The sequence below is a fragment of the Pseudomonas sp. Pseusp88 genome (assembly GCF_047303955.1).
Taxonomy (GTDB): Bacteria; Pseudomonadota; Gammaproteobacteria; order Pseudomonadales; family Pseudomonadaceae; genus Aquipseudomonas.
On sequence record NZ_JBGLYM010000040.1, the window covers coordinates 1 to 26,872 of the forward strand.

The window sequence follows — 26,872 nt, forward strand, 5'->3', positions numbered from 1 at the left end:
CACGCGCTACTGTGGGAGCGAATTCATTCGCGAAAGCTTTATTCCGGACGCCGCCAATGTGTTGGATGTACTGGCCCATTCGCGGATGAATCCGCTCCCACAGATTCGATGATATGCACACGCTACTGTGGGAGCGAATTCATTCGCGAATGGGCCGATACATTCAACGCATCTTCTGAGACTGAAAGACCGCTTTCGCGAATGAATCCGCACAAGGCTCCGGTGATTGAGCCGGTTTCGTGTTGATTAATGGATTGATGAGAACGAATTGTGGGCACGAATTCGCTCCCGGGATCAGGTTTCATAAAACCAGACTTTGTGTAACTTATTATTTCTAAAAGTTGGCTGTTGCAACAGAATTAAGACGCTCAATAGTTATAAAAGCGTTATTGCTCATGGATTAACGATGAGTAATGAGCCGAGCCCACTCAATAATTGCCACGTTGACAAACTTCCTTGGCCGTCAATAATCCTCAACTGTCATACGACAACAGATGACACTCATAAAAATAACAACGCCGGAGATATCCATGGACTTCAAACGTACCTTCCTCCTTGCTGCACTTCCCCTGGCCCTGTGTCTGGCTGCGTCGGCCCAGGCCGAGACCAAGATCAAGTTCGCTGAAATCCATCCTGCCGGTTACCCGACCGTAGTCGCCGAAAGCAATATGGGTAAAGTCCTGGAAAAGGAAAGCAAAGGCGATATCAGCTTCAAGATGTTCGCCGGTGGTGTGCTGGGTTCCGAGAAGGAGGTGATCGAGCAGGTGCAACTGGGCGCCATCCAGATGGCCCGGGTCAGCCTCGGTGTGGTCGGGCCGGTGGTGCCGGAAGTGAACGTGTTCAACATGCCGTTCGTGTTCCGTGACCAGGCTCATATGCGCAAGATCATCGACGGCGAGATCGGTCAGGAGATCCTCGACAAGATCACCAACTCCAACACGAAAATGGTTGCCCTGGCCTGGATGGACGGTGGCACGCGCAACCTCTACACCAAAAAGCCGGTGCGCTCCCTGGCCGACCTCAAGGGCATGAAGATCCGCGTGCAGGGTAACCCGCTGTTTATCGACACCATCAATGACATGGGCGGCAACGGCATCGCCATGGACACCGGGGAAATCTTCAGCGCCCTGCAGACCGGTGTGATCGACGGCGCCGAGAACAACCCGCCAACCCTGCTCGAACACAACCACTACCAGAATGCCAAGTACTACACCCTGACCGGGCACCTGATCCTGCCGGAACCGGTGGTCATGTCCAGGGCGACCTGGGACAAACTCAAGCCTGAAGAGCAGGCGCTGGTGAAGAAGGCCGCCCGTGACGCGCAGATGGAAGAGCGCACCTTGTGGGATGCCAAGTCAGCCAGTGCCGAAGAGAAGCTCAAGGCGGCAGGCGTGGAATTCATCACCGTGGACAAAAAACCCTTCTACGACGCCACCCAGCCGGTGCGGGACAAATACGGCGCGCAATTCGCCGAACTGATCAAGCGCATCGACGCCGTTCAGTAAGCCTGTATCTCCTGACGCCTCTGCACGCCCGGCCTTGCGCCCGGCGTGCTTCTCACGGTGAAGCCTGATGAAAAATATGCTGCTCAGCCTCAACGACAAGATCTACATGGCTTGTATCTGGGTCGCCGGTCTGGCGGTCCTGGCCATTTCCCTGATCATTCCCTGGGGCATCTTTGCCCGCTACGTACTGGGTTCCGGGTCCGGCTGGCCGGAGCCCACTGCCATTCTGCTGATGATGGTCTTCACCTTCATCGGCGCGGCAGCCAGTTACCGCGCCGGTGCGCACATGGCCGTGGCCATGCTCACTGACCGCATGGAGCCCGGCGTGCGGCAACGGGTGAGCGTCCTGACCCAGGTTTTCATGGCAATCATCTGCCTGTTCATGACCATCTGGGGCATCAAGTTGTGCGCTGCCACCTGGAATCAGTTCCTTGGTTCATTGCCAACGGTACGCGTGGGTGTCAGTTACCTGCCGATTCCTGTGGGTGGTTTTCTGACCCTGATCTTTGTCCTGGAGAAACTCTTTCTGGGTGACCAAAGCAACCGCAGGGTTGTGCGTTTCGATCTGGTAGAAGAAAGCGAAGGGGCGGCATAAATGGATGCGTTTATCCTGTTGGGCAGTTTTATTGCGCTGATCCTGATCGGTGTGCCGGTAGCCTTCGCGCTAGGCATGTCTGCACTGATCGGTGCCTGGTGGATCGACATTCCGTTCTCCGCGATGATGATTCAGGTCGCCGGGGGCGTGAACAAATTCTCCCTGCTGGCCATTCCGTTCTTCGTCCTGGCCGGGGCGATCATGGCCGAGGGCGGCATGTCCCGGCGTCTGGTGGCGTTTGCCGGGGTGCTGGTGGGCTTTGTCCGTGGCGGTCTGTCTCTGGTCAATATCATGGCTTCGACCTTCTTCGGCGCCATTTCCGGTTCTTCCGTGGCCGATACGGCGTCGGTGGGTTCGGTACTGATCCCGGAGATGGAGCGCAACGGCTATCCCCGGGATTTCTCCACGGCAGTGACGGTCAGCGGTTCGGTGCAGGCCTTGCTCACGCCGCCCAGTCATAACTCGGTGCTGTACTCCCTGGCGGCCGGTGGCACGGTGTCGATTGCCTCACTGTTCATGGCTGGTATCGTTCCAGGGCTGTTGATGAGCGCCTGTCTGATGGTGCTGTGTCTGGTCTTCGCCAGGAAGCGCAATTATCCCAAGGGTGAGGTGATTCCGCTCAAGCAGGCGCTGAAAATCTGCGGCGAAGCCCTCTGGGGCATGATGGCCATGGTCATCATTCTCGGCGGGATTCTCTCGGGGATTTTCACCGCCACTGAATCGGCAGCGATTGCCGTGCTATGGGCGTTTTTCGTGACCATGTTCATCTACCGTGACTATAAGTGGCGCGAGCTGCCCAAGCTGATGCACCGCACGGTTCGGACCATTTCCATCGTCATGCTGCTGATCGGCTTTGCTTCGAGCTTCGGCTACATCATGACCCTGATGGAAATCCCCGCGAAAATCACCACGATGTTCCTGACCCTGTCGGACAACCGTTACGTGATCCTCATGTGCATCAACGTCATGTTGCTGCTGCTGGGCACAGTGATGGACATGGCACCGCTGATCCTGATCCTTACGCCGATCCTGATGCCGGTGATCCTCGGCATCGGCGTCGACCCGGTGCAGTTCGGCATGATCATGCTGGTCAACCTGGGCATCGGCCTGATTACGCCACCCGTGGGCGCGGTGCTGTTCGTCGGCTCGGCGGTGGGCAAGGTCAGCATCGAATCGACGGTCAAGGCACTGCTGCCGTTCTATGGCGTGCTGTTCATTGTGTTGATGCTGGTGACTTACATTCCGGCGATCTCGCTGTGGTTACCGCATCTGGTTCTATAAGCGTTTGTTTTGATGAATCCGGCTTGTGGTAGCGAGGCTTGCCCGCGAAAGCGATGTTGCGATCTCTGAGATTTCGTCGGATGCACCGCCTCTTCGCGGGCAAGCCTCGCTCCAACAGTCTCACTGCTGTCGAGGATTAGCCCATCCATGCCCCATCTATCACCCGTCATCACCCTGGAAAACGGCATCACCCGCCTGACCCTTTCCCCGCAAACCGGCGGCAGCATCGTCAACTGGCTGGCCCTGGAGAGCGGCCACTGGTTGCTGCGTCACAGCAGCGAGCGTGACCAGGCTGAACGCAGCCCGCGGCGGCTGTCCTGTTATCCGTTGCTGCCCTGGTCAAATCGCATCGGCCAGGGCGGTTTCCAGCAACCTGATGGTTGGCTGGCATTGACCCCTAACAGTCCGGGCGACCCGTTACCGATCCATGGCAGTGCCTGGCAGCAAGCCTGGACACTGGTTGAGCAGGACGCTTTGAGCGCCACCCTTGAACTGGAGTCCACCCGGCCATTCCCCTATCGGGCGCGACAGCGTTTCGAGCTGGAAGGCGGGGCGCTGCGCATCAGTTTGCAGGTGACTCATCTGGGCGAGGGGGCAGCCTGGTATGGCCTGGGCCTGCATCCCTATCTGCCGCGCACCGAACACACTCGCTTGCAGGTCAGGGCTAGCGGAGTGTGGTTGTGTGACAGCGCCGGCCTGTCGGAACGACTGAGTGAAATACCGCCCGAATGGGACTTCCAGCAAACCAGTGGCCTGCCCAATACCCTGGTGGATAACGCTTTTACCGAGTGGGATGGCGAATGCCTGATCATTCAGGCCGACGCCGGTTATCAGCTCTACGGCCAGGTTCGGGGCAGCGACTGCTTCATGTTGTTCTGCCCGCCGGGCAAGGACTTCTTCTGTTTCGAGCCGGTCAGTCATCCGGTCAATGCCCACCATCTGTCGGGGCGCCCAGGCCTGCGGTTATTGGCACAGGGGCAGCAAGCCAGCCTGGAGTGGAGCCTGACTTATCTGAAGCTGGCATGATTGCATTTTGATGTTATCGTGGAAGTGGACTAGCCGGTTTTCGGCTGCCGTGTCCATGAGGCGACTCTCATGCAAAACAATAATGCGAATGCGTTGAGAAAGCTGGATGTGCAGGACTTCCTGGTGTTTGCTTCGGTCTACGAGCAACGCAACCTGACGCTGGCTTGTGATGCCCTGCATCTGAACCCATCAGTGGCCAACCACTGCCTGAAAAAACTGCGTATGCATTTTCAGGATGAGCTGTTCATCTGCACGCGCAATGGCATGCGTCCGACGCGCAAGGCCACGGCCATGCGCAGTCATGTGCAGTCGATCCTGCACCATATCGAATCCTGCGAATCCGGACTCAGTATGTTCGACCCGGTGCAGCGCCAGACCATGTTCACCGTCTATGCCCCGGAGTATTTCGAGCTGTTGGTATTGCCGCACCTGATGCGCAATTTTATCGGCTCCGGATTCGACGTGACCGTGGAGGTACGAACCCTGGAGAAACAGCTGCCGGTGGGTGGCCTGCGGGATGACTATCTGGACCTGGCCCTGTGTTTTGGGCCCGACTTCCAGGACATCCCCAGCGGCCTGTCGAGCCAGGTGCTGCTGGAGGACGATCTGGTCTGCGTGATGGATCGCAAGACCGCCTCCCATAAACCTGCCATCGACGTCGCTACCTTCGTCTCCCGGCCCCATGTCTACCCGGTACCCTGGACATCCGATACCAATCTGGTGGACACCTGGCTACAGAAGCACGGCCAGGAGCGCCAGGTGGTGGCACGGGCCAACAGCTATGCTGCGGCCCTGCAGATGCTTCCTGGCACCGACCTGATCCTGACCCTGCCGCGACGCATCCAGACTTTGCTTGGCAACGAGCCGTGGCTGGCGGTCTGCGAGCTGCCGGTGGACCTGCCGGGTTTCACTTTGGACATGGTCTGGAGCGAACACGCCGACAGCGATGATGCCAATGGCTGGTTTCGTGAGCAGGTGATCAAGGTGTGTGCCGAGCAGGGGCTTATTTAGCGAAGAGTAGTACGCCTGGAGTGGTATACGTTGTACTGGTGGGGGGGCAGACTTAAAATCTGGGTTAGCATATGAGGTCATGATTTGATACATTGCAAAAAAGATTCATGCTGTTGAAGAGGTATAGGGACGTTTTTTGAAAAGGATGCGTAAGGGCTTATGAAAATTGAAAAATATTTTTCTCTTTTGAATCAAGAATCACAAGATATTTTTAACGAGACAATTAACCACTCAGACGCATTTGTGTGTGCTCATGCCTCAGCTGTTGAGTTATTCGAAATATCAAGGGTTACAGACGTTGATGTGTCGAAAATGATTCAAGTAGTTTGTTCTCAAATAGAGTCCAGTTGCTTGGCTATGGCGCTTGGGCTTTATCGTTCTTCGTTTTCCTCGCTTAGGCTTTCACTTGAACTTGGGTTAGGTTCTGTTTGGTTTTCTACTAATAAACTATTATATAAGGAGTGGATCAATGGAGAGGTGGAAGCTGATATCAGATGGTCGACTTTAAATAATCCTGATTCGGGGGTCTTTTCTCCTCGCATTGCAAGGGCTTTTTTTTCGGATCTTAATGATTTTTCTAAGCTGTATCAGGATCGTGCGAGAGTAGTATATAGGTCTCTTTCCGAATATGTACATGGAAATAATGAGACATGGAAGAAGACAGGCGTAAATTTATCCTATAGTTCAGATTTGTATGTCGCTTATTTGGGGTGCTTGAAAGAAGTGTCTGAAGTCATTAAGTTTTCCTTGGTGTTGCGTTTTTTGAAAGAAATGAATCAATCCCAGTTAGATAAGTTGGAGCCGGTTGTGTTGGGCTCGTTTAATCACGTTGAACCAATTCGGATTTTATTTGGCGGGCCTCAGGATATCAAATGACAGACTTTTATCTTAGAACAGAGAGCATAAAGGCGGACGAGTTGCGTAATTTGTTCGTGGAAAGTAAACAGGATAAGCTGGTCGTAAAGGCTCTAACTTCTGCAGAACCGTGCGTGTTAGAGGGGTCGCGTGGTACGGGTAAATCTTTTTTAATGCGTATAGCCCAGCAAGAAATTGATGAGGGCGAAAAAAATTGTATTGCCGTATTTGTGTCTTTTAGTATCAGTTCGCTGATTAATACAGATGATACACAGCAGTTCTATCATTGGATGCTGGCGAAAGCTTTACGTGCATTAGTTATTAGCCTTAAGAAAAAAGGGATCGCGATATCTGCCTTTAGTGCGGGTTTATTAAGCAAGGATGAGTCTGGAAATGAAGACGAGGTTGAGCGTGATCTTGAGCGAATAGTGAAAGAGTTTGAAGCGTCCTACAAAGGTGGTTCACTTATTGCTATTTCTGGTTTACCCGATATCGAAGAGGTTAAAGAGGCGATTCAAGAAATATGCAGTGAGAATGGTCTGGACCGAATCTATTTTTTCTTTGATGAAGCAGCTCATGTTTTTCGGCCGGAACAACAGCGCCAGTTTTTTAGTTTGTTTAAGGATCTTAGGTCTCCGTATATTACTTGTAATGCTGCGATTTACCCAGGTGTTACTTATTTTGGTGATTCATTCGAGCCTATTCATGATTGTCTGTATAAGGTGATTGAAAGAGATATAAGGGATGCGGAGTATATACAGTATTTTAAATCAATTGTGATGAAGCAAGCTGACGTAGCACTGCAAAAAGCTATTGAGGTAAACGCAGATCTTTTTTCGACATTGGCATTCGCTGGAGGTGGCAATCCGAGAATGATATTGAAAACCATACAGGATTTGCCTAAGTTTAATAGCTCTAATGCTGATCAAGTTATTAAGGATTTTTACAGAACAAAAATTTGGTCAGAACATACGTCTCTCGGTGAAAAGTATAAGGGGCATAAATCATTAATTGATTGGGGGCGGGACTTCTTAGAAAAGACGGTGATTCCAACTCTTCAGGCTTATAATGATTCAAGAAAATTCAAAGGTAGTGATGAATCAAGTATATATTTTTGGATTCATAAAGATGCTCCTGAGACAGTAAAAGAAGCTTTGAGGCTTTTAACGTATACCGGAGTGATACGGAAGACGGATCAGAGCATTCGTGCCACTCGTTCAGAACTTGGTGCGCGTTACGAATTAAAGTATGGCTGCATGTTGTCTCTTTTTGCCCATCCTCACGCTGAGTCTCGAGAGTTTTATCAAACGCTTTCTATAAAGAAATATGTTGAGTTTGGAAAGAGTCATTCGGCTTATGCATCGATTTCTGATCTTTCCTCAGCGATAGAGGATGATCAAAAGTTCCAGATTTCGGTCCAGGATATGATGCAGAAGCCCGTGTCAGTGTTGTCGATGCTAAGTAAATGGCAAATAGAGAAGCTTCAAGAAAATAATGTTCACACGGTCGAGGACCTTTATAAAAAATCTGAAGCTGATTTGATGTCTCAGATATATGGCGTAGGGCCGGCCCGTGCTCGTGTAATTAAAAATGCAGTGTCTGCGGAGCTGCTAGAGTATTTGTCTGGTTGATCTGTCCTGCACTCCTCCAGCTTTTCGCTGGAGGAACTTCAACGAGCCTTTCTTGTAAGTTTGTTTACGCCCGGTCAGTCATCGCCGCCAATGCCACTGAGGTGGCGGCCGTGCGGGTTTCGACACCGAGCTTGATGTAGATGTGTTCCAGGTGTTTGTTCACCGTGCGCGGGCTCAGCTGCAGGATGTCGCCGATATCCTTGTTGGTCTTGCCGCAGGACACCCAGCGCAATACTTCGATTTCCCGTTCGGTCAACTGGAAGCGGCTCGACAGCTTGCCGTAGGCGGGCTTGTCGTCGAAGCCCAGGCTCATTGACTGGGACGCCTGACGCGCGGCTTGAAGGATGCGTGCGGTGCGCAGGTGCGAAGCGACCCGGGCCAGTACTTCGTTGCACTGGATCGGCTTGGTCACGTAGTCGATCGCCCCGGCTTCGAAGCCTTTGACCACATGCTCGCTGTCGGTCAGGGCGGTCATGAACAGCACCGGGATATTCGCCGTTTCCGCCTGGGCCTTGATCCGCCGACAGGTCTCGAAACCGTCCAGCCCCGGCATCAGCGCGTCGAGCAGGATCAGGTCGGGGCGACGGCGCTGAATACGGTTCAACGCACTGTTGCCGTCCAGCGCCACCAGTACCATGTAGCCCGCTTCGTCCAGGGCGTCGGAGAGTAGCGCCAGATTATCCGGGGTGTCGTCGACGATCAGGATCACGCCGTTGTCAGCTGATTGAGTCTGGGCGTCCATTAAGGGCCTCCTTGAGTTGCAGGCTGAGTTCATCCAGGCGAAAGCCCTTGGCGAGCTGGCGCAGGTCGGCGACGAAACCGGCACTGGTGCTGCTGTCGCGTTCGATGGCGTCGAGTTTCTGCTGGATCCCGCGCACATAGCCCAGGCCGCAGAGTTCGTAAAGGTCTTCCAGGTCCTGGCGCGGCGGCAGGTGCCAGGCTGCCTTGGCCTGTGGGGCAGGGCGCAGTTGATGGCGCCAGTTCAGTTGCAGATGCTGTTGAATGCGCTCAAGCAGTTCGGGCACATGTACGGGTTTGGCCAGGTAGTCATTACAGACTTGGGGCAGGCCATCGCTGAGTGGGTTGGCGTTGGCGGAAAGAATGATGATCGGCGCCAGGGACAGGGCATTGCGGCGGATCAGGCGGCTGGTTTCCCAGCCGTCCATGTCCGGCATCGACAGGTCCATGAGGATCAGGTCCGGATGCAGCAGCGAGACCTGGCGAATGGCTTCCTGACCATTGGCCGCCTCGGCGATTTCAAAGCCCAGGGGGGCGAGCATGCCGCTGATGATCCGTCGGTGCTCGATATGATCGTCCACGACCAGTATCAAACGCTGTGGGCCGTCATAGCCGATAACATCATGCTCGACATGGATCACCGCCTTGGGCACCCGCACCTCCGAGAGAAACAGCCGCACCTGGAAGCGTGTGCCTTCGTCGGGCTGGCTGGTCACCGACAGCGCACCGCCCATCAGTGAAGTCAGCATGCGGGTGATGGTCAGGCCCAGGCCGACGCCGTTGTCCTGACGCACCAGGCCGCCGCGTTCGAAAGGCTGGAAAATCCGTTCGATCTGCTCCGGCGCGATGCCGATGCCGGTATCGATAATATCGAAGATCGCCGTTTCGCGGCGGTAGCTGACTCGCAGGCAGACCTCGCCGCTGTCAGTGAAATTCACCGCGTTGCCCAACAGATTGATGAGGATCTGTCGTACCCGCTTCTCGTCGCCGCGCACGACCGCAGGCATGCGCCCGACCAGATCCAGGCGAAAACCCAGGCCTTTTTCCCGGGCGGTGGGGGCGAACATTTGCTCCAGGTCGTGGAGGAATTCCTGGAAGAGGATTTCCGAGGGCTCCAGACGCAGCTTGCCCGCTTCGATCTTGGCCACGTCGAGCAAGCCGTCGATCAGGGACAGCAGGTGCGAGCTGCTGCGCATGATGGTGGCCAGGGAGTCCTGATGCCGCGCCGGGGTGGCGGCGTCACGCTGCAGAATCTGGGTAAAGCCGAGAATGCTGTTGAGCGGCGTGCGTAGCTCGTGAGACAGCCCGGTAACGTAGCGACTCTTGGCGGCGTTGGCGGCTTCCGAGGCTTCCTTGGCCTGTTGCAGGGCCTGGTCGGTCTTGAAGTGGGCGTCGATTTCCTGCATCAGCAGTACCGTCTGGCGCTCCGACTCTTCCAGGGCCACGCGGCGGCTTTCCCGGGTCAGAATCACCCACCAGGCAAGGATCCCGGCGAACACGCACAGGGTAAAAAACGCCTTGAGAAAGGCCAGTTGCAGGGTGTGATGGACTTGCGGCGACTGGTCGATCAGACCGTGGGCGACCTGACTGTAGATCAGCGCCAGGGCCCCGGAGAGCATCAGCACGAGCATGCTCATCAACCCCAGATACTGCGCCAGCCGAGTATGCAGGTACTTGCGCGGCAGGTGCGGCAGCAGGCGGCTGACCAGGTCCTCGAACTGCATGGACAGGCGCGCACGGCTCTTGCACTGGTCGGCGCAACGGGCGTCCAGAGAGCAGCACAACGAGCAGATCGGCGAGCCGTAGGCTGGGCACCAGGCCATGTCCGGGGTTTCAAAGGCGTTGCTGCACAGGCCGCAGCGCAGAGTGTTCTGCGGCCCCGTGGGGAACAGCAGCTCCGGCGCACTGGTGCGCGCAATGTAGTAGCGCCCTTTGGTCAGCCAGGCGATCAACGGTGCCACTACCAGCGCCGTGCACAGGGAAATCAGCGGCGGCGCGGCCTGGGCGAGGGCGCCGAATGCACCGAAATGGGCACAGATGGACAGCAATGAGGCCACTGACATGGCGCCGACGCCCACCGGGTTGATGTCGTACAGGTGAGCGCGCTTGAACTCGATATGTTTCGGCGACAGGCCCAGGGGCTTGTTGATCACCAGATCGGCGACCAGGGTGCCGATCCAGGCGATGGCCACGTTGGCGTACAGCCCGAGCACCTGCTCGATGGCGTCGAATACCCCCAGCTCCATGAGGATCAAGGCAATGGCGACGTTGAACACCAGCCACACTACCCGCCCCGGATGGCTGTGGGTGACCCGGGCAAAGAAGTTCGACCAGGCCAGGGAGCCGGCGTAGGCGTTGGTCAGGTTGATCTTGATCTGGGAAATGATCACGAACAGGACCATGGCTGCCAGCGCCCATTCCGGCGAGGCAAATACGTAACGGAAGGCCACCAGATACATCTGGGTCGGCTCGGCGGCGCGTTCGATGGGCACTTCGTGTTGCAGGGCGAGAAAGGCCAGGAAGGCCCCGGCCATGATCTTCAGGCCGCCGGGGATGACCCAGCCAGGTCCGGCCATGAGCAGGGCGGTCCACCAGCGGCGGCGATTGCGCCGGGTCTTTTCCGGCAGAAAACGCAGGTAGTCCACTTGCTCGCCGATCTGCGTGACCAATGACAGGGCAACACTGAACGCCGCGCCAAAGAACAACAGATTGAAGGTGCCGCCTTCGCCTTCGCGTCCGGAAAAACTCGGGAAATCACCGAAGGCACTGGGGTTTTTCCAGATCACGAACACGTACGGCACGACCAGCAGGGTCAGCCACAGCGGCTGCGACCACATCTGCAAGCGGCTGATCAGGGTGATGCCGTAGGCCACCAGGGGGATAACGATGATCGAGCAGATGACATAAGCCAGCGCCAGGGGGATATGGAAATACAGTTCCAGGGCCAGGGCCATGATCGCCGCTTCCAGGGCGAAGAACAGAAAGGTGAAGCTGGCGTAGATCAGCGAGGTGATGGTCGAGCCGATGTAACCGAAGCCCGCGCCACGGGTCAGCAGATCCATGTCTACACCGTAGCGCGCCGCGTAGTAGCTGATCGGCAGGCCGGTGAGGAAGATCACCACCATCATGGCGATGATCGCCCACAGGGTATTGGTGAAGCCGTAGCTCATCACCAGGGCGCCGCCGATGGCCTCCAGCGCGAGGAACGACACCGCGCCCACGGCAGTGTTGGCGATGCGGAATTCCGACCATTTGCGAAACGACTTGGGGGTAAACCGGAGGGCGTAGTCCTCCATGGTCTCGTCGGCGACCAGGCTGTTGTAGTCACGGCGCACCTTGACGATGCGTTGAGAGCCGGAAGGTCGCACTTGGGTGATTCCTGATGGGATGGGATCGAGCAGCAAGGTTCGTGCCTGGCAATATTTACGGAATCGGCACCTGGCTCCCATGCGGCGAATTGTGGGAGCGAATTCATTTGTGAAAGCGGTTTTCCAGACGATGAAAATGCATCGACTGCACCGGCCTCTTCGCGAATGAATTCGCTCCCACAATTTCTGCTGCGTGGGCAAAAAACCGTCAGCGCGCACAGGCGTCATCATGCCCAAACCGAAAGTTCCCGACCCTACGTCAAATGACGTACGCCGCTACGTCATGGTGCGTATACCCGCTTTTGCGGGTCGCCCCCATGCTTGCTCCAACCTCGCGACAGGGCCTTGACCGGTCTGGTCGTGGCGAACCACAAGCACAGGAGCGGCAACATGGATTTACGACTGATGGGCGCGAAACGTTTGTTCCCTCGGAGGCTGGCGTTGGGCGCGGCTGCGCTCTCGCTGATTGCCGCCGGGGTGTTCAGCCAGGTGACCATGGCCGATGACGCCAACACCACCGGGCTGGCGGTAACCCCCACTGAAGTGACGGTCGGCCAGCTGCACTCGGCCACCGGCACCATGGCGATTTCCGAAACCGGTTCGATCCAGGCCGAACGCCTGGCCATCGACCAGATCAACGCGTCGGGCGGCATCCTCGGGCGGCAGATCAAGGTGATCCAGGAAGACGGCGCCTCGGACTGGCCGACCTTCGCGGAAAAGGCCAAGAAGCTGCTGGTCGGCGACAAGGTGGCAACGGTGTTTGGCTGCTGGACCTCGGCCTCGCGCAAAGCGGTGCTGCCAGTATTCGAGAAGGAAAACGGCCTGCTCTACTACCCGACCTTCTATGAGGGCCTGGAACAGTCGAAAAATGTGATTTATACCGGCCAGGAAGCCACCCAGCAGATCCTCGCCAGCCTCGACTGGATCGCCAAGACCAAGGGTGCCAAGTCCTTCTACCTGATCGGCTCGGACTACATCTGGCCGCGCACCTCAATGAAGATCGCCCGCAAGCATATCGAAAACGTTTTGCACGGCACTGTGGTCGGGGAGGACTACTACCCGCTGGGCAACACGCAATTCGGCTCGCTCATCAACAAGGTCAAGCTGAAGAAGCCTGATGTGGTCTTCGCAGCCGTGGTCGGTGGCTCCAACGTCGCCTTCTACAAACAACTGAAAGCTGCGGGCGTTACTGCCGAGAAGCAGAACCTGCTGACGCTGTCGGTGACCGAGGATGAACTGCTGGGCATCGGCGGCGAAAACATGGCCGGCTTCTACGCCTCCATGAAGTACTTCCAGAGCCTGGACAACCCCAACAACAAAGCCTTCGTCGAAGCCTTCAAGGCCAAGTACGGCAAGGATTCGGTGATGGGCGACGTGACCCAGGCCGCCTACCTCGGCCCATGGCTGTGGAAAGCCGCAGTGGAGAAAGCCGGCAGCTTCGACGTCGACAAAGTGGTCGCCGCCTCGCCGGGCATCGAGCTGAAAACCGCGCCTGAAGGCTACGTGAAGATCCACGAAAACCATCACTTGTGGAGCAAGACCCGCATTGGCGAAGTCCTGCCCAACGGTCAGTTCAAGGTGGTTTACGAGTCGGATCTGATCGAGCCGAATCCGTTTCCTAAAGGCTATCAGTAGCCGCTTCGCGGCAGCTGCGAGCGCTTAGCTGCAAGCGGCAAGTAAGGGCGGTTCGCGTCGCTTTTACTGGCAGCTTGAAGCTTGGGGCTTGCGGCTGTGGTCCCGATCACCATTTTCAATTCACATTGCTCCCGAAGGAGGGACCACCATGCAATGGCTATCGGAATTTGGCGCCATCGCGGCCATGCAGGGGTTCAACGGGCTTTCCGTATTCTGCGTGCTGCTGTTGATGGCCCTGGGACTGGCGATCATTTTCGGACAGATGGGTGTGATCAATATGGCCCACGGTGAGTTCCTCACCATCGGCGCCTACACCACCTACATCCTGTCCAGCCTGACCCTGCACTTCATGCCGTCGATGCAGCCCTACTACTTTTTCTTCGCCATCGCGCTGTCGTTCGTGGTGGCCGGTGCCATTGGCTGGCTGGTGGAGTGGGCGATGATCAGTCGCCTGTACCACCGCCCCCTGGACACCCTGTTGGCAACCTGGGGTCTGTCGCTGTTCATGCAACAGGCCTTCCGCTCGATTTTCGGTGCCCGCGAGGTCAGTGCCACGCCGCCGGAATGGCTGATGGGCGCGGTGAATGTCAGTGACACCATCGAGATCCCGCGCAACGGCCTGTTCGTCATGGGCCTGACGGTGCTGCTCACCGCGACCATCTTCCTGATGCTCTACCGTACCCGCTGGGGCCTGCATGTGCGCGCCACGGTGCAGAACCGGGTGATGAGCCGCGCCGTGGGGATCAACACCCGCAAGGTCGACCGCATGACCTTCGCCCTCGGCTGCGGCGTCGCCGGTGTCGCCGGTGCGGCCTTCACTACCATTGGCTCCACCGGGCCGACCGCCGGCTCTCTGTACATCGTCGACACCTTCCTGGTGGTGGTTTTCGGTGGCGCGCAAAGCCTGCTCGGCACCATCGCCTCGGCCTTCGCCATTGCCCAGACCCAGTCGATCTCGGAGTTCTTCATGAGTGGCTCCATGGCCAAGGTGCTGACCCTGTCCACCGTGGTCCTGATCCTGCTGATGCGCCCGCAAGGGTTGTTCGCAAGCAAAGTTCGCAAATAGGAGCAGGCAGATGAATGCGTTAAACAAACTCCTCGGCGGTAGGCAGGGCGTGATTGGCCTTGCGGTGCTCGCGGCGCTGATCTTCGTCGTGTTCCCGCTGTTTCTCGATGCCTTCCGCCTGAATATGGTCGGCAAATACCTGACCTACGCCTTCGTCGCCGTGGGCCTGGTGCTGTGCTGGGGCTATGGCGGCATTCTCAGCCTCGGCCAGGGCGTGTTTTTCGGCCTGGGCGGCTACTGCATGGCGATGTTTCTCAAACTGGAAGCCTCGGACCCGGAAAGCACCAAGATCCAGTCCACACCCGGCATCCCGGACTTCATGGACTGGAACCAGATCACCGAACTGCCCGGCCTGTGGATGCCCTTTCACAGCTTTACCTTCACGGTCTTTGCGGTGGTCGCGGTGCCGGTGATCATGGCCCTGGTGATTGGCGTGGCGATGTTCAAACGCCGGGTGGGCGATGTGTATTTCTCCATCGTCACCCAGGCCATCGCGCTGATCCTGACCGTGCTGATCATCGGCCAGCAAGGCCTGACCGGCGGGGTCAACGGCATCACCGACCTCAAGACCCTGCTCGGCTGGGATATCCGTACCGACAGCGCCAAGCTGGTGCTGTACTTCGTCAATGCGATCCTGCTGTTCGGCTGCATCCTTATCGGCAAATTCATCCTCGCCTCCAAGCTCGGCCGCCTGCTCATGGCCATGCGCGACAAGGAAGAGCGGGTGCGTTTCTCCGGCTATGACGTGGCCAGTTTCAAGATCTTCGTTTACTGCGTGGCCGCCGGTTTCTCGGCCATTGGCGGGGCTATGTTCGCCTTGCAGGTGGGCTTCATGTCGCCGTCCTTCGTCGGCATCGTGCCGTCCATCGAGATGGTGATCTTCGCCGCAGTGGGCGGGCGCATGTCGCTGCTCGGCGCGGTGTACGGCTCGCTGCTGGTCAACTACGGCAAGACCTACTTCTCCGAATCCTTCCCGGAACTGTGGCTGTACCTGATGGGCGGCCTGTTCATCGCCGTGGTCATGTATTTCCCCAACGGCCTGGCCGGTTTGTGGGAAAGCCACGGGCGTAAATGGCTGGCCCGAATCGGCAAATCCGCAACGCCCCCGACGGCCACGCCGAGCAAACCTGCCGAGGCTGCCAAGCCAGTGGCGCCTGCCCTGGAGACTCAACCATGAGCGCCGTCGGCTTCCAGATGAACAAGCCGGTACTGGCCATCGAGGGCCTGACCGTATCGTTCGACGGCTTCAAGGCGGTCGATTCCCTCAACCTGTATATCGACCGCAACGAAGTGCGGGTAGTGATCGGGCCCAACGGCGCGGGCAAGACCACGGTACTTGACCTGATCTGCGGCAAGACCCGCGCCACCAGCGGCAGCATTCAGTTCGACGGCCGCGAGCTGACCGGCATGCGCGAGTACGACATCGTCCGCGCCGGGGTAGGGCGCAAGTTCCAGACCCCGTCCATCTACGACAACCTCACGGTGTTCGAGAACCTGGAAATGTCCTTCCCCAAGGGCCGCACGGTGTTCGGCGCGCTGTTCTTCCAACGCACCGCTCAGGTGGTGGCCAGGGTCGAGGAAGTGGCGGCGGATATCTTTCTCGGTGATCTGCTGCAACAACAGGCCGGGCTGCTTTCCCACGGGCAGAAACAGTGGCTGGAGATCGGCATGTTGCTCATGCAGGACCCGGAACTGCTGATGCTCGACGAACCGGTGGCGGGCATGAGCGTCAGCGAGCGGGCGCAGACCGCCGACCTGCTCAACCGTATCAGCCAGGGCCGCTCGGTGCTGGTCATCGAACACGACATGGAGTTCGTCAAGAGCATCGCCCACAAGGTCACCGTGCTGCACCAGGGCAAGGTCTTGGCTGAAGGCAGCATGGAGTCGGTGCAGAAGAACCCGAAAGTCATCGAAGTCTATCTGGGCCACTGAGCCATCAAGGAGCACGGCATGTTCACTATCAGTCAACTGGCCTGCGGCTACGGCCAGAGCCAGATCCTCCATGGCCTGGACCTCAACGTCGAAAAGCGTGAAATCGTTGCGGTCATGGGCCGCAACGGCATGGGCAAGACCACCCTGTTCAAGAGCCTGATGGGCATCCTGCCGCAGTGGGCAGGGCAGGTGAAGGTCGAGGGCGTGGACGTCTCGGCCATGGAGACCCACTCTCGGGTCGAGCATGGCATGGCCTATGTGCCGCAAGGGCGAATGATCTTCCCGGCCATGACCGTGCTGGAGAACATCCAGACCGGCCTGCCTGCGTCGGCCCGGGGCGTGGTGCCGGAAGACCTCTACGCACTGTTTCCGGTGCTCTACGACATGCGCGGTCGTCGCGGCGGCAACCTCTCCGGTGGTCAGCAACAGCAACTGGCGATTGCCCGAGCCCTGGCGACCAATCCCAAGGTCTTGCTGCTGGATGAGCCCACCGAAGGCATCCAGCCATCGATCATCAAGGATATCGCCCGCACCCTCAAAGAGATCCGCAACCTGCGCGACCTGACCATCGTTGTCTCGGAGCAGGTGCTGTCGTTCACCCTGGATATCGCCGACCGCTTCCTGGTTATCGAGAAAGGCCGCTTCGTCGTCGAGGAGACCCGGGCCAATGTCGATGAAGCGACGATCAGTCGGTATCTCTCTGTGTAACTCGATCTGAACCTTTTCGCGGCCTTCGGCAGCTCCTACATATGCTTGCCTGCCTCTGTAGGAGCTGCCGAAGGCTGCGAAAAGGGCATGACATCAAACCTGACCAAGGAGCAACGCCATGACCGAAACCCTGATCAAAGTCGACCTCAACCAGCCGGTCACCGAGAACGAGCAGATCCATAACCGTTGGCACCCGGATATCCCCATGGCCTGCTGGGTCAAGCCGGGGGATGACTTCATCCTGGAAACCTACGACTGGACCGCTGGCGCTATCAAAAATAATGACGACGCCAGCGATGTGCGTGACGTCGATCTGTCCACCGTGCATTACCTGTCCGGGCCGGTCGGTGTACACGGCGCCGAGCCGGGGGACCTGCTGGTGGTGGACCTGCTGGATATCGGTGCCCGCGCCGATTCCCAGTGGGGCTTCAACGGTTTCTTCTCTAAACAGAATGGCGGTGGTTTCCTTACCGACCACTTCCCGTCGGCGCAGAAGGCCATCTGGGACTTCAAGGGCATGATGACCAGCTCCCGGCACATTCCCGGTGTTGAATTCGCCGGGCTGATCCACCCCGGCCTGATCGGTTGCCTGCCCGATCACAAGATGCTCGCCGAGTGGAACAAGCGTGAACAGGAACTGATTGACACCGATCCAACCCGCGTACCGCCCCTGGCCAACCCGCCCCATGCCAAGACCGCCCACCTGGGCAAGCTCAAGGGGCCGGCCCGTGACATGGCCGCTGCCACTGGCGCGCGCACCGTGCCGCCTCGTGAACATGGCGGCAACTGCGATATCAAAGACCTGTCACGGGGCTCCAAGGTGTTCTTCCCGGTCTATGTCGACGGCGCGGGGCTCTCGGTCGGTGACCTGCACTTCAGCCAGGGCGACGGCGAAATCACCTTCTGCGGTGCCATTGAAATGGCCGGCTGGGTGCATATGCGCGTCGAGCTGATCAAGGGCGGCATGGCCAAGTACGGCATCAAGAACCCGGTGTTCAAGCCCAGCCCCATCGTGCCCAACTACAACAAATACCTGATCTTCGAAGGCATCTCGGTGGACGAGCAGGGCAAGCAGCATTACCTGGACGTCAATATCGCCTACCGCCAGGCCTGCCTGAACGCCATCAATTATCTGACGAAATTCGGCTACTCCCCGGCCCAGGGCTACGCGCTGCTTGGCTCGGCACCGGTGCAGGGGCATATCAGCGGCGTGGTGGACATCCCCAACGCCTGCGCAACGCTTTGGCTGCCGACCGAGATTTTCCAGTTTGACATCAACCCCAACGCCAACGGCCCGACCAAATTCATCGATGGGTTGGTGGATCTGCCGATTGCCTACGATTTGTAGGCGAAGAAAACGGGGCCCTGCGTTATTGCTGGAAAACACAGAACCCCGTAGGAGCGAGGCTTGCCCGCGAATGCAATGTTGTTATCCCCAAACATTGTGTCGGCTGTATGGGCCTCTTCGCGGGCAAGCCTCGCTCCCACGAGTATTTCAAGTCTGGATCTTCAGGAGTCTGCCCATGCCCATGTACGAATACGATTGCCCCAGTTGTGGCGATTTCACTACCCTGCGCCCTATGGCTGAAAGCGGCCAGCCCTGCGCCTGTCCGGAATGCGGTGCCTCAAGCATGCGCGTGATCCTGTCCGCGCCGGGCCTGAGCACCGTTTCCGGCAACAAGCGCCGCGCCATTGAAACCAATGAGCGCAGTGCCAACGCACCAAAGACCGTAGCCGAATATCAGGACAGCAAACGCCACCCCGGCGGTTGCAGCTGCTGCAGCCCGAGCAAGCCTGTTGCGCCCGGCAAAACCAACCCCCACGCCCTCAAAGGCAAGGCCGCTGGAAGACCCTGGATGATAAGCCACTGAGACAGATCGATTCGCGATAGTCATAAGCAACGGCTATGGTTGGTATTCGTCCGGGTTGATGTATGGCTTGGGCTCATTACTTTGCATGGCAAGGAGCTTTGAAAAATGGCAGATGAAGATCAAGTACAACAATCACAACCGTTGCCCGGCCAGAGTCACGATGACGTGATTGCTCAGTTCAAATGGCAAGGCAAGCAGATTGACTGGTTGTTGCAGTGGCTTGTGAAATTTGTCGCCAACACCAAGGTTGAAATGGGTATCACCCTGTCGGTGGGTGGCAACCTGGTGTCCGGTCATCTGATTTCCCACGACGCCTACTTCGAACAACTGGCCGAGGATATTTCTGCGCCGTTCGGCAAGTTCCACAACGGCACCGATGCCTCGATGAAGGAAATGATCCTGTCCTTCAAACCGGGTGAGTCGGCGGAAGATACTCCGGCGTTCCACTTTATCCACCTCAAAGACTGCAAGACCTACTCGACCAACCAGGACCCGATCTGTGAAGCGGGTGTGTTGTGGCGCGGACGGATTGCAGCGGTGGACGGCTTCACCATCGGCCGTATCGTCAGGCAGTGATGAGTTGAAACACGCGAAGCCCTGGCCATTGCCGGGGCTTTTTCATTGGGGATACGGCGCGGGTGCATGCAATATACTGGGCGAAACAAACAGGAGTTCTTGCCGTGCCAGGTTCGACCATAAAACGTCTATTGACCAATACCGCAATACTGTTCGGGGTGATAGTCCCAATGCTGGCCTCGGCAGCCCCGGAGCCTGAAGCTTACGGAGAAATGGACGCGGCAAAGTTCGAGAGCTCCGCCAGGACCACTTACAGCCTGCAGAAGTTTTCCGATAAATACCGGGCAACGCTGGAAGTCTCCGATGACAGTGATGTATTCCGCCCCGGAATCATCAGGGTATACGACCAGAAAAGCGGCGCGGTGCTGATGCAGGTGCAGTCAGACGAACTGGTGCTCGACACCAATTCCAGCACCAATGAGGTCAAGGCCAACGTCCATGAGTTGCCCTACGGTGAGCAAAGCGTGCTGATTTATGAGGATTTCAACTTCGATGGCATCAAGGACCTGGCGTTGATGGACGGCCAGAACAGTTGCTATCACGGCCCGTCCTTCCAGGTATTTCTGGGCTCGAAAGATGGCTTCACTCACAGCGATTCGTTTACCGACCTGGCCCAGAACTACTGCGGAATGTTCGGCGTCGACAAGAAAACCCGTCAGTTGAGCGTTATGACCAAGGACGGTTGCTGCTTGCATGAAATGGCCACCTACAGCATCCGTGACGGCGAGCCCTATCAGCAAACCCATACGGTGATCGACCAGACCTCGCCCTCGGGCTTGATCGAAGAAACTCACGGGCAGAATAAAAACGGCAAGATGGTTGAAACCAGCCGCATCGTCTGGGAGGACGATGAGCAGCGCAAGATATTGCTGGCGTTCAAGCTGGCGCCGTCCGGTAAAAAGATTGTCCTGTTTACCCCCGGCATCAGTGACTCGGTGTATTACGCTGCAGTCGATGGCAAGAGTGAAGTCAGCCTGGTCTACCCCGAATCCGACACCGAGCAATTCGACTATGACAGTGCCGGGCATACCCTGAGTTTTGCGCGCGGCGACACGACTTATCGAATTCTTGGAGATAGCCATGGCGCGCCGAAAAGCATGCAGGTGGTGATACGTGGCAAGGTGACCGAGCTGAAGTTGCTGCCGGAGCCGGCCCAGGGGTCTCTCGAGGATGTCGCTGCGGCATTGAAGGCTGTTGCGCAGTAAGTGCCCGCTTGCGGGCTCTTATCAATAACGCAAAACGTACTACTGGATTACCGAAACTCGGTGGGAGTGAATTCATTCGCGAAAGCGGGATTGCAGACGTTACAAATGTGTCAGATGTTCTGGCCTCTTCGCGAATGAATCCGCTCCCACAAGATTGCTCCCGCCCTTTGCCAAGTGTTTGCTGCGCGACAGTCAGTCCGGGCTGACGATGTCCCGCACCTTGCGGATCACTTCGTCGATATCGAACGGTTTTTGCAGGACATCGACAAACAGGTCGCTTCTTTCCACGCCCATATGCGCCTGGGCGCCGCTCATCAGCACCATGGGTGTCTGGCTGTGACCAGGGCGCAATCTGACGGCTTCGGCTAACTCCACACCGGTCATGCTGGGCATCATGAAATCGGTGATGATCAGGTCAGGGCGCTCGCGATCGAGGATGTCCAGGGCCTTGAGCGGGTTACCTGCGGTCACAGTGAGATAGCCTTCTTCTTCGAGCGCAAAACTCAAGATATCGGCAATCAGATACTCGTCATCAACTATCAATATGGTCGTCATAAAATGCTCGCCCGAGAGAGCACTTTCACAACCGGCGATGACCACGGTAACGATGGTATGGACCTGGGTACCGATGACATCTTCAGACCTTCTTCACATCTAGCCCGGATTCGCTAAAGACAACCTCCAGTAGGGAAGGGTCGTACGCGCTGTCTCGTATCTTGAGAATGGAGAGCTGTCGCTTTAGTTCAGCGCCGTCTTGAGCAAACCTGACCAACAGCAGGTTATCGACCAGACTGGACAGATCTGGCGCCGGCGCATCGATATTACCGCCGAAAATGCTTTCCAACTCCCATGAGGCCATTACCGTGATACCACGAGCGCGCAGCTCTCCCATCAACGCGGTAAACATATCCAGGACGCGGGTTTTATCCGCCGCCACCCGGGTCATGCCGCCAAGGCTATCGATGAATACCCGTTTGATCCGGTATTGGTCGACCGTCGCCAGCAGATCGTAGGCCAGCTTGTCGATCAGTCCTGCGGTAGACGAATGCCATGACAGATGAAGTGCCCCGCTGGCCTCCAGGGATTTGAAGTCGTGGCCCATGAAACGGGCCTTGAGCCTCAGCCTTTGCGGTGACTCATAAAAGCCGAAGTGCAGACCGGGGTTTTCAACAGTGGATTCGCTGAGAAACTGCAGGCCCAGAGATGTCTTGCCGACGCCCGAGGGCCCGTAGACCAGGGTGATGGACGAGTCCGCCAGGCCACCACCAATCAAAGCATCCATGGACTTGATACCACTGCTCAAGCGGGTGATATCTTCGCGGTCTTCATGGGACGGCTGAACATGCACACTTTCTATTCGTGGATAGACGGTGATGCCGTTGGAGGTGATCTCGAACTCATGGATGCCGGAAATTGCCCCGCTGCCACGGGTCTTGCGCAGTTTGATACGGCGCACGGTTCGTGGCCCGATGGACTCCTCACCCAGCTCGATAACGCCATCGACCATGGTGTGCTCGGGGCTGCCGTCGTCGAGCTGAGAGCTGGTCAGCAGAAGCACGGTACAACCGGCAAATGCCGCGTGGCCCTGCAATTCCGAAATGAATTTTTTGGTATCCAGCGGCGATTCTGCTTTCGAGCGCGCATTCAGCAGCCCGTCAAGAATCATCACCGTGGACTTGTGCCGACTGATTTCCCTGCGCAGCAACTTTACAACTTCGTCCAGCCCCTCGTTTTCGAGGGTGTCAAAGGCACTGACAAACTGGATCTTCGCGCCAATTTCATTCTTGTCGAAAAAGCTCAGTGTCGACATGAACTCAAACAGACGATCATGGGGTTCGGCCAGCAGCGTGGCGAACAGGACGTGGCCACCATTTTTTACATGATTGAAACCAAGCTGATTCGCCAGAATGGTTTTGCCTGATCCCGGACGTCCTTGAATGATGTAAGAGGCGCCAGCAACGAGTCCGCCTTTGAGTAATGTATCCAGTCCTTCGATGCCACTACGAAGGCGCTTGAGCTGATCCAAAATTGAGCCCTCTGCCAGTGCTATACGGCGCGTGTAAAGGTGCGAGCTTCTTCGCGAAATTGTACGGCTTTGTATTGTTGCCGTTTTACCGGCATTTTCCAAGCAACGCCAGGGAACGAGGCTGTGCACCAGCACCAGAGCACGCGGGCGCAGGTAAGTTCAATGCTATCGATGATTTCGGCTTTATTAGCGCAGAGATATTTCTCTTTCCGTTGATTTACGTCTAATTTGATGCCCCGACATAAGTACAAAAACTCAGGAGACATTGATGCAACCGATTCGTCTCGGTCTGGTGGGCTACGGCAAGATCGCCCAAGACCAACACGTCCCCGCTATCCGCGCCAACCCCGCATTCCAGCTGGTGGCCGTTGCCACCCAGGGGCAGCCCTGCGCCGGGGTCGAGAACTTCACTTCCCTGGGTGAACTGCTGGCAAAGGGGCCGGAGGTGGATGCGATTGCTTTCTGCACACCCCCGCAAGGTCGGTTTGCCCTGGTGCAACAGGCCCTGGCTGCGGGTAAACACGTCTTGGTGGAAAAGCCGCCTTGCGCCACCCTGGGCGAGGCGATGGCTTTGGTAAGCCAGGTCGAGGCGCAGGGCGTCAGCGGTCTGTTCGCCTGGCATTCGCGTTATGCGCCAGGTATTCCGGTTGCCCGAGACTGGCTGGCTACCCGCACCCTGCAAAGTGTGCAGATCGACTGGAAGGAGGATGTGCGCAAATGGCACCCCGGTCAGACCTGGATCTGGCAGCCCGGCGGCCTGGGCGTATTCGATCCGGGGATCAATGCCTTGTCGATCGTCACCCACCTGCTGGCGCTGCCGTTGTTCGTCGAGTCCGCCGAACTGCGCGTCCCGGACAACTGCCAGTCGCCCATCGCCGCCAGTATCAAGATGTCTGACGCGCAGCAACTCGATGTGCATGCGGAATTCGATTTCGACCACGGTCATGATGAACTCTGGAGCATCGAGATCCGCTGCACGGACGGTGTCCTGCGTCTGGACAACGGCGGCGCGCTGCTGAGTATCGACGGCGTGCGTCAGACGGTGTCGGAAGAGGGCGAGTACGCAGCGGTGTACCGGCATTTCCAGCAGTTGATCGGCGACAAGGCCAGTGACCTGGACCTGCAGCCGCTGCGACTGGTGGCGGACAGCTTTTTTGTCGGCAGCCGAACATTGGTTGAGGCGTTTTACGACTGATGGCAGCAGCACACCTGGAGCCGCTGCTGATCAATCACCGTGGCTCGGTGGGAGCGAACTCATTCGCGAAAGGCCAGTACATTCGACGCATTTGTATTAGCGGTCAGGCTGACACAAACAAAAACGCCGGAACCTGGTTCCGGCGTTTTCACGGCCTGGATCAGCGACCGAGCATCACCGTCTGCAAACGTGCTTGAGCCTGTTGCACGTTCTTGGCCTGGACATTCAAGTCCTGCAACAGCGCATTCAATTCTGTCTGCACTTTCGGATCATTGACTTTGATGATCGCGCCATTGATCTCGATCTTGTCCTTGTGCGCGTTCACATAGTCAGCAATTTTCAGGCTGCTATCGAAGGTGCTGTTGATCTGCGGCAGGATCTCCTTGAAGGTATTGGCCGGCAGGCTCACGGTCTTTTCATAGGCCTTGTCGTACACCACTTTCAGGTCATCCGGCTGCTTGAGCTGGGCGTGGGCGGCGTCGGCCTTGGCCTGCTCTGCGGTGAGCTGCGTGCCCATATCATTGAGACCGCTCTGGATCTGTTTGAAGTCGTCGCGATGGGCAATCACGTCATTCAACGAACGCACGGCACCTTTTTGAATAAGGCCGTTGAGAGGTTTGACCGAGTTATCCATGCCGGTATTGAAATCGGTAATGACCGCATACTGGGTGCTGTAGTCGCCGAACGATTTGGCTTCTTCCGGCGTCAGCTTGGGCACTCGTACGCCAGGCTTGTCGATGATGCGGGTCTGCAGGAATTGCGAGAAGGCGGCTCGCTGTTCGGGTTCTTTGTTACCGCAAGCGGCCAGTACCAGAGGAAGCGCCAGGGCCAGCAGCAGGTGAGGGCGAAGCATGAACTTCATGTAAGTAATCTCCAGAGTACAACGATAACGACAGGCACAGATCGCCCCTGCCCAGGGTGCGCAGGCTTAAAGCGTGAGCTGAGATAAGCAGACCCTGCGATGGCATTTCAGTTCACTGCCGGGTTTCAGGCGCGCTTGGGCAGCTTCCAGTTCGGTCGGATGAAGTGACAGGTGTAGCCATTGGGAATCCGCTCCAGATAGTCCTGGTGCTCCGGCTCGGCTTCCCAGAACGGCCCCGCCGGTTCTATTTCAGTGACCACAGGGCCGGGCCACAGCTTCGAGGCGTCGACATCGGCCGCCGTGTCTTCGGCGATATCGCGCTGCTGTTCGCTGAGGTAATAGATCGCCGAACGGTAGCTGGGGCCGCGGTCGTTGCCCTGGCGGTTGGGCGTGCTTGGGTCGTGGATCTGGAAGAAGAATTCGAGGATCTGCCGGTAGCTGATGACGGCAGGGTCGAAGACGATTTCGATGGCCTCGGCGTGGTTGCCGTGATTGCGGTAGGTCGCGTTGGGCACATCGCCACCGGTGTAGCCGACCCGTGTGTGCAGCACGCCGGGGTAGCGCCGCAGCAGGTCCTGCATGCCCCAGAAGCAGCCGCCGGCGAGGATGGCGGTTTCGGTTTGACTGGTCATGGTCTGTCCTTCCCCTCGGGGACGTTGGATATAGCCGATGTTATGAGGGCGCGCTGGCCGATTCCAAGGTTGAACCGCGCAAATATCCCGGCGGTATTCGCGGGGCGTCCGGCATCCGCAGCCCTTTACCTTGTTGTACGATCAGCCCGGGCCGACTACGGTTCAGCGGTTGCGACGTGTCCCCCCACATTCTCATCCAGACGATCAAATCCCATGAAGCCTATCGATCTGTTGTCGTTTCAACGCATCACTACCGCCCACGGCACGCCCGAGGGCGCGGCGTATTTCGATGATGAAGAAAGTATTGTTCACGATGTGTTTGCTGATCGCATCGTTTTCCAGACCAACTATGTGGATAACTGCAGCTATGCGGTGGACGTCGCCGAGGGTGGGATTCGTGTACGCAAGACGCGGCTGGATAACTACAACCGTGGTCACAAGGCGCAGATGATCGATGACGACATGGATGACGAGGACTGGGCGGAGCTGGAGCGGCTTTGGTTACGCTTGAGTCAGGATCTGGATACACAGAAGCAAGGGCCGCAACCCGATCTGGCCGAGGTCCTGACCGACCTGTTTTATTGCCTGTTTGATGATGCAAGGGCGCAAACCCTGATTGAGAATATCCCGGCTGTGACGGGGCAGAAGGACTGCGCCTGGGCTCAAGTCGCGGCCGCGCTGGCCGGGGGCAATCAGTTGGCTGAATTCGAATGGAAGGAGTGGTCGACCCATGGCGTCGCCGCCGTCAATGCCCTTGCACCGCTTCAGCAGTCGAACATCGAGATCCCCGCGCCTGACGGTAAAGCCATTGATGGCGTCAACCGCGCCAAGGATTGGGAGCGGGCGCTGCTGCAGTACTTCAATACCCGACTGGAAGCCCACGATTTGAAGCTGCTGGCGCTTGGTACTTATTTCGATGAGCGCCAGACCTTTGCCTGCCTGCCCATGAATGGTCTGGGGTTGGTCAATGCACTGGAGCTCATGGGCAAGCTGGGGCTTGTCTACAAGTACTGAGCCATAAGCGATGCCCTGGACTGCTTTCGTTTGCCGAACACATTGCTCATGCGGGACTGACCTGTTATTTCGCAATAAGGTGACGTTTTTTGAGGGTTATACGTCCTTTGAGCCTTCTACCTCGAGTTCCATAATCTGCG

The 26,872-nt window shown here is 57.4% G+C and carries 24 protein-coding genes; 18 read left to right on the top strand and 6 right to left on the bottom strand.

What is annotated here, in order from left to right; translation table 11 throughout:
- The first annotated feature begins 530 nt into the window (after positions 1 to 530).
- The 7 genes from ACCD02_RS28935 to ACCD02_RS28965 all read left to right on the top strand — a co-directional run bounded on the left by ACCD02_RS28935 (position 531) and on the right by ACCD02_RS28965 (position 7,904).
- Positions 531 to 1,505, top strand: a complete 975-nt coding sequence (locus ACCD02_RS28935; RefSeq protein ID WP_413309468.1) for a TRAP transporter substrate-binding protein — start codon at positions 531 to 533, stop codon at positions 1,503 to 1,505.
- A 67-nt stretch (positions 1,506 to 1,572) separates the two neighbouring features.
- On the top strand, positions 1,573 to 2,100 hold the full coding sequence (locus ACCD02_RS28940) for a TRAP transporter small permease (RefSeq protein ID WP_413309470.1): 528 nt from the start codon (positions 1,573 to 1,575) through the stop codon (positions 2,098 to 2,100).
- Entirely contained in the window at positions 2,101 to 3,381 is a 1,281-nt protein-coding gene (locus ACCD02_RS28945; RefSeq protein ID WP_413309472.1) for a TRAP transporter large permease, read from the top strand. It abuts the gene before it with no gap.
- Positions 3,382 to 3,528: 147 nt separating this feature from the next.
- Complete coding sequence (locus tag ACCD02_RS28950; protein WP_413309474.1) at positions 3,529 to 4,407, top strand: aldose 1-epimerase; 879 nt, start codon at positions 3,529 to 3,531, stop codon at positions 4,405 to 4,407.
- A 69-nt stretch (positions 4,408 to 4,476) separates the two neighbouring features.
- Positions 4,477 to 5,418, top strand: a complete 942-nt coding sequence (locus ACCD02_RS28955) for a LysR family transcriptional regulator (protein ID WP_413309476.1) — start codon at positions 4,477 to 4,479, stop codon at positions 5,416 to 5,418.
- A gap of 159 nt (positions 5,419 to 5,577) precedes the next feature.
- Positions 5,578 to 6,294 (top strand): hypothetical protein, encoded by a 717-nt coding sequence (locus ACCD02_RS28960; RefSeq protein ID WP_413309478.1) that lies wholly within the window; start codon positions 5,578 to 5,580, stop codon positions 6,292 to 6,294.
- A complete protein-coding gene (locus ACCD02_RS28965) occupies positions 6,291 to 7,904 on the top strand; it encodes a hypothetical protein (protein WP_413309480.1) in 1,614 nt (537 codons plus the stop codon). The genes ACCD02_RS28960 and ACCD02_RS28965 overlap by 4 nt, the downstream gene beginning before the upstream one ends.
- Positions 7,905 to 7,968: 64 nt before the next feature.
- Here ACCD02_RS28965 and ACCD02_RS28970 read toward each other — a convergent pair whose 3' ends face one another.
- Both ACCD02_RS28970 and ACCD02_RS28975 read right to left on the bottom strand, forming a co-directional pair.
- A complete protein-coding gene (locus tag ACCD02_RS28970; protein WP_413309482.1) occupies positions 7,969 to 8,646 on the bottom strand; it encodes a response regulator in 678 nt (225 codons plus the stop codon).
- Positions 8,621 to 12,010: an ATP-binding protein gene (locus ACCD02_RS28975; protein ID WP_413309484.1), complete on the bottom strand. Its 3,390-nt coding sequence runs from the start codon at positions 12,008 to 12,010 to the stop codon at positions 8,621 to 8,623. The genes ACCD02_RS28970 and ACCD02_RS28975 overlap by 26 nt, the downstream gene beginning before the upstream one ends.
- Positions 12,011 to 12,415: 405 nt before the next feature.
- On the opposite strand from ACCD02_RS28975, the gene urtA reads away from it, so the two are divergent.
- The 9 genes from urtA to ACCD02_RS29020 all read left to right on the top strand — a co-directional run bounded on the left by urtA (position 12,416) and on the right by ACCD02_RS29020 (position 21,003).
- Positions 12,416 to 13,645, top strand: coding sequence for an urea ABC transporter substrate-binding protein (gene urtA / locus ACCD02_RS28980; RefSeq protein WP_413309550.1), 1,230 nt, complete (start codon positions 12,416 to 12,418; stop codon positions 13,643 to 13,645).
- A 148-nt stretch (positions 13,646 to 13,793) separates the two neighbouring features.
- On the top strand, positions 13,794 to 14,711 hold the full coding sequence (gene urtB / locus ACCD02_RS28985; protein ID WP_413309485.1) for an urea ABC transporter permease subunit UrtB: 918 nt from the start codon (positions 13,794 to 13,796) through the stop codon (positions 14,709 to 14,711).
- A 10-nt stretch (positions 14,712 to 14,721) separates the two neighbouring features.
- Positions 14,722 to 15,888 (top strand): urea ABC transporter permease subunit UrtC, encoded by a 1,167-nt coding sequence (urtC, locus tag ACCD02_RS28990; RefSeq protein WP_413309487.1) that lies wholly within the window; start codon positions 14,722 to 14,724, stop codon positions 15,886 to 15,888.
- Positions 15,885 to 16,643, top strand: a complete 759-nt coding sequence (urtD, locus tag ACCD02_RS28995; RefSeq protein WP_413309489.1) for an urea ABC transporter ATP-binding protein UrtD — start codon at positions 15,885 to 15,887, stop codon at positions 16,641 to 16,643. Before urtC ends, urtD begins: the two co-directional genes overlap by 4 nt.
- An 18-nt stretch (positions 16,644 to 16,661) precedes the next feature.
- Complete coding sequence (gene urtE / locus ACCD02_RS29000) at positions 16,662 to 17,351, top strand: urea ABC transporter ATP-binding subunit UrtE (protein WP_413309491.1); 690 nt, start codon at positions 16,662 to 16,664, stop codon at positions 17,349 to 17,351.
- A 118-nt stretch (positions 17,352 to 17,469) separates the two neighbouring features.
- On the top strand, positions 17,470 to 18,699 hold the full coding sequence (fmdA, locus tag ACCD02_RS29005; RefSeq protein WP_413309493.1) for a formamidase: 1,230 nt from the start codon (positions 17,470 to 17,472) through the stop codon (positions 18,697 to 18,699).
- Between the two features lie 175 nt (positions 18,700 to 18,874).
- Positions 18,875 to 19,222 carry an FmdB family zinc ribbon protein gene (locus ACCD02_RS29010; protein WP_413309495.1) on the top strand — a complete coding sequence of 116 codons (348 nt, stop codon included), beginning with the start codon at positions 18,875 to 18,877 and terminating at the stop codon, positions 19,220 to 19,222.
- A gap of 105 nt (positions 19,223 to 19,327) precedes the next feature.
- Positions 19,328 to 19,798: a gas vesicle accessory protein GvpU gene (gene gvpU / locus ACCD02_RS29015; RefSeq protein WP_413309497.1), complete on the top strand. Its 471-nt coding sequence runs from the start codon at positions 19,328 to 19,330 to the stop codon at positions 19,796 to 19,798.
- 170 nt (positions 19,799 to 19,968) lie between these two features.
- Positions 19,969 to 21,003 (top strand): XAC2610-related protein, encoded by a 1,035-nt coding sequence (locus ACCD02_RS29020; RefSeq protein WP_413309552.1) that lies wholly within the window; start codon positions 19,969 to 19,971, stop codon positions 21,001 to 21,003.
- 192 nt (positions 21,004 to 21,195) lie between these two features.
- Here ACCD02_RS29020 and ACCD02_RS29025 read toward each other — a convergent pair whose 3' ends face one another.
- Both ACCD02_RS29025 and ACCD02_RS29030 read right to left on the bottom strand, forming a co-directional pair.
- Positions 21,196 to 21,558 carry a response regulator gene (locus ACCD02_RS29025; protein ID WP_413309499.1) on the bottom strand — a complete coding sequence of 121 codons (363 nt, stop codon included), beginning with the start codon at positions 21,556 to 21,558 and terminating at the stop codon, positions 21,196 to 21,198.
- A gap of 82 nt (positions 21,559 to 21,640) precedes the next feature.
- Positions 21,641 to 23,029: an ATPase domain-containing protein gene (locus ACCD02_RS29030; RefSeq protein ID WP_413309501.1), complete on the bottom strand. Its 1,389-nt coding sequence runs from the start codon at positions 23,027 to 23,029 to the stop codon at positions 21,641 to 21,643.
- A gap of 268 nt (positions 23,030 to 23,297) precedes the next feature.
- Between ACCD02_RS29030 and ACCD02_RS29035 the strand changes: the two genes are divergently transcribed.
- Positions 23,298 to 24,224 (top strand): Gfo/Idh/MocA family protein, encoded by a 927-nt coding sequence (locus ACCD02_RS29035; RefSeq protein ID WP_413309503.1) that lies wholly within the window; start codon positions 23,298 to 23,300, stop codon positions 24,222 to 24,224.
- Between the two features lie 160 nt (positions 24,225 to 24,384).
- On the opposite strand, the gene ACCD02_RS29040 is transcribed toward ACCD02_RS29035, so the two are convergent.
- Positions 24,385 to 25,086: a DUF3053 domain-containing protein gene (locus ACCD02_RS29040; RefSeq protein ID WP_413309505.1), complete on the bottom strand. Its 702-nt coding sequence runs from the start codon at positions 25,084 to 25,086 to the stop codon at positions 24,385 to 24,387.
- Between the two features lie 125 nt (positions 25,087 to 25,211).
- Positions 25,212 to 25,718 carry a peptide-methionine (S)-S-oxide reductase MsrA gene (msrA, locus tag ACCD02_RS29045; protein WP_413309507.1) on the bottom strand — a complete coding sequence of 169 codons (507 nt, stop codon included), beginning with the start codon at positions 25,716 to 25,718 and terminating at the stop codon, positions 25,212 to 25,214.
- Between the two features lie 213 nt (positions 25,719 to 25,931).
- Between msrA and ACCD02_RS29050 the strand changes: the two genes are divergently transcribed.
- Positions 25,932 to 26,732 carry a hypothetical protein gene (locus ACCD02_RS29050; protein ID WP_413309509.1) on the top strand — a complete coding sequence of 267 codons (801 nt, stop codon included), beginning with the start codon at positions 25,932 to 25,934 and terminating at the stop codon, positions 26,730 to 26,732.
- The last annotated feature ends 140 nt before the right edge of the window (positions 26,733 to 26,872 follow it).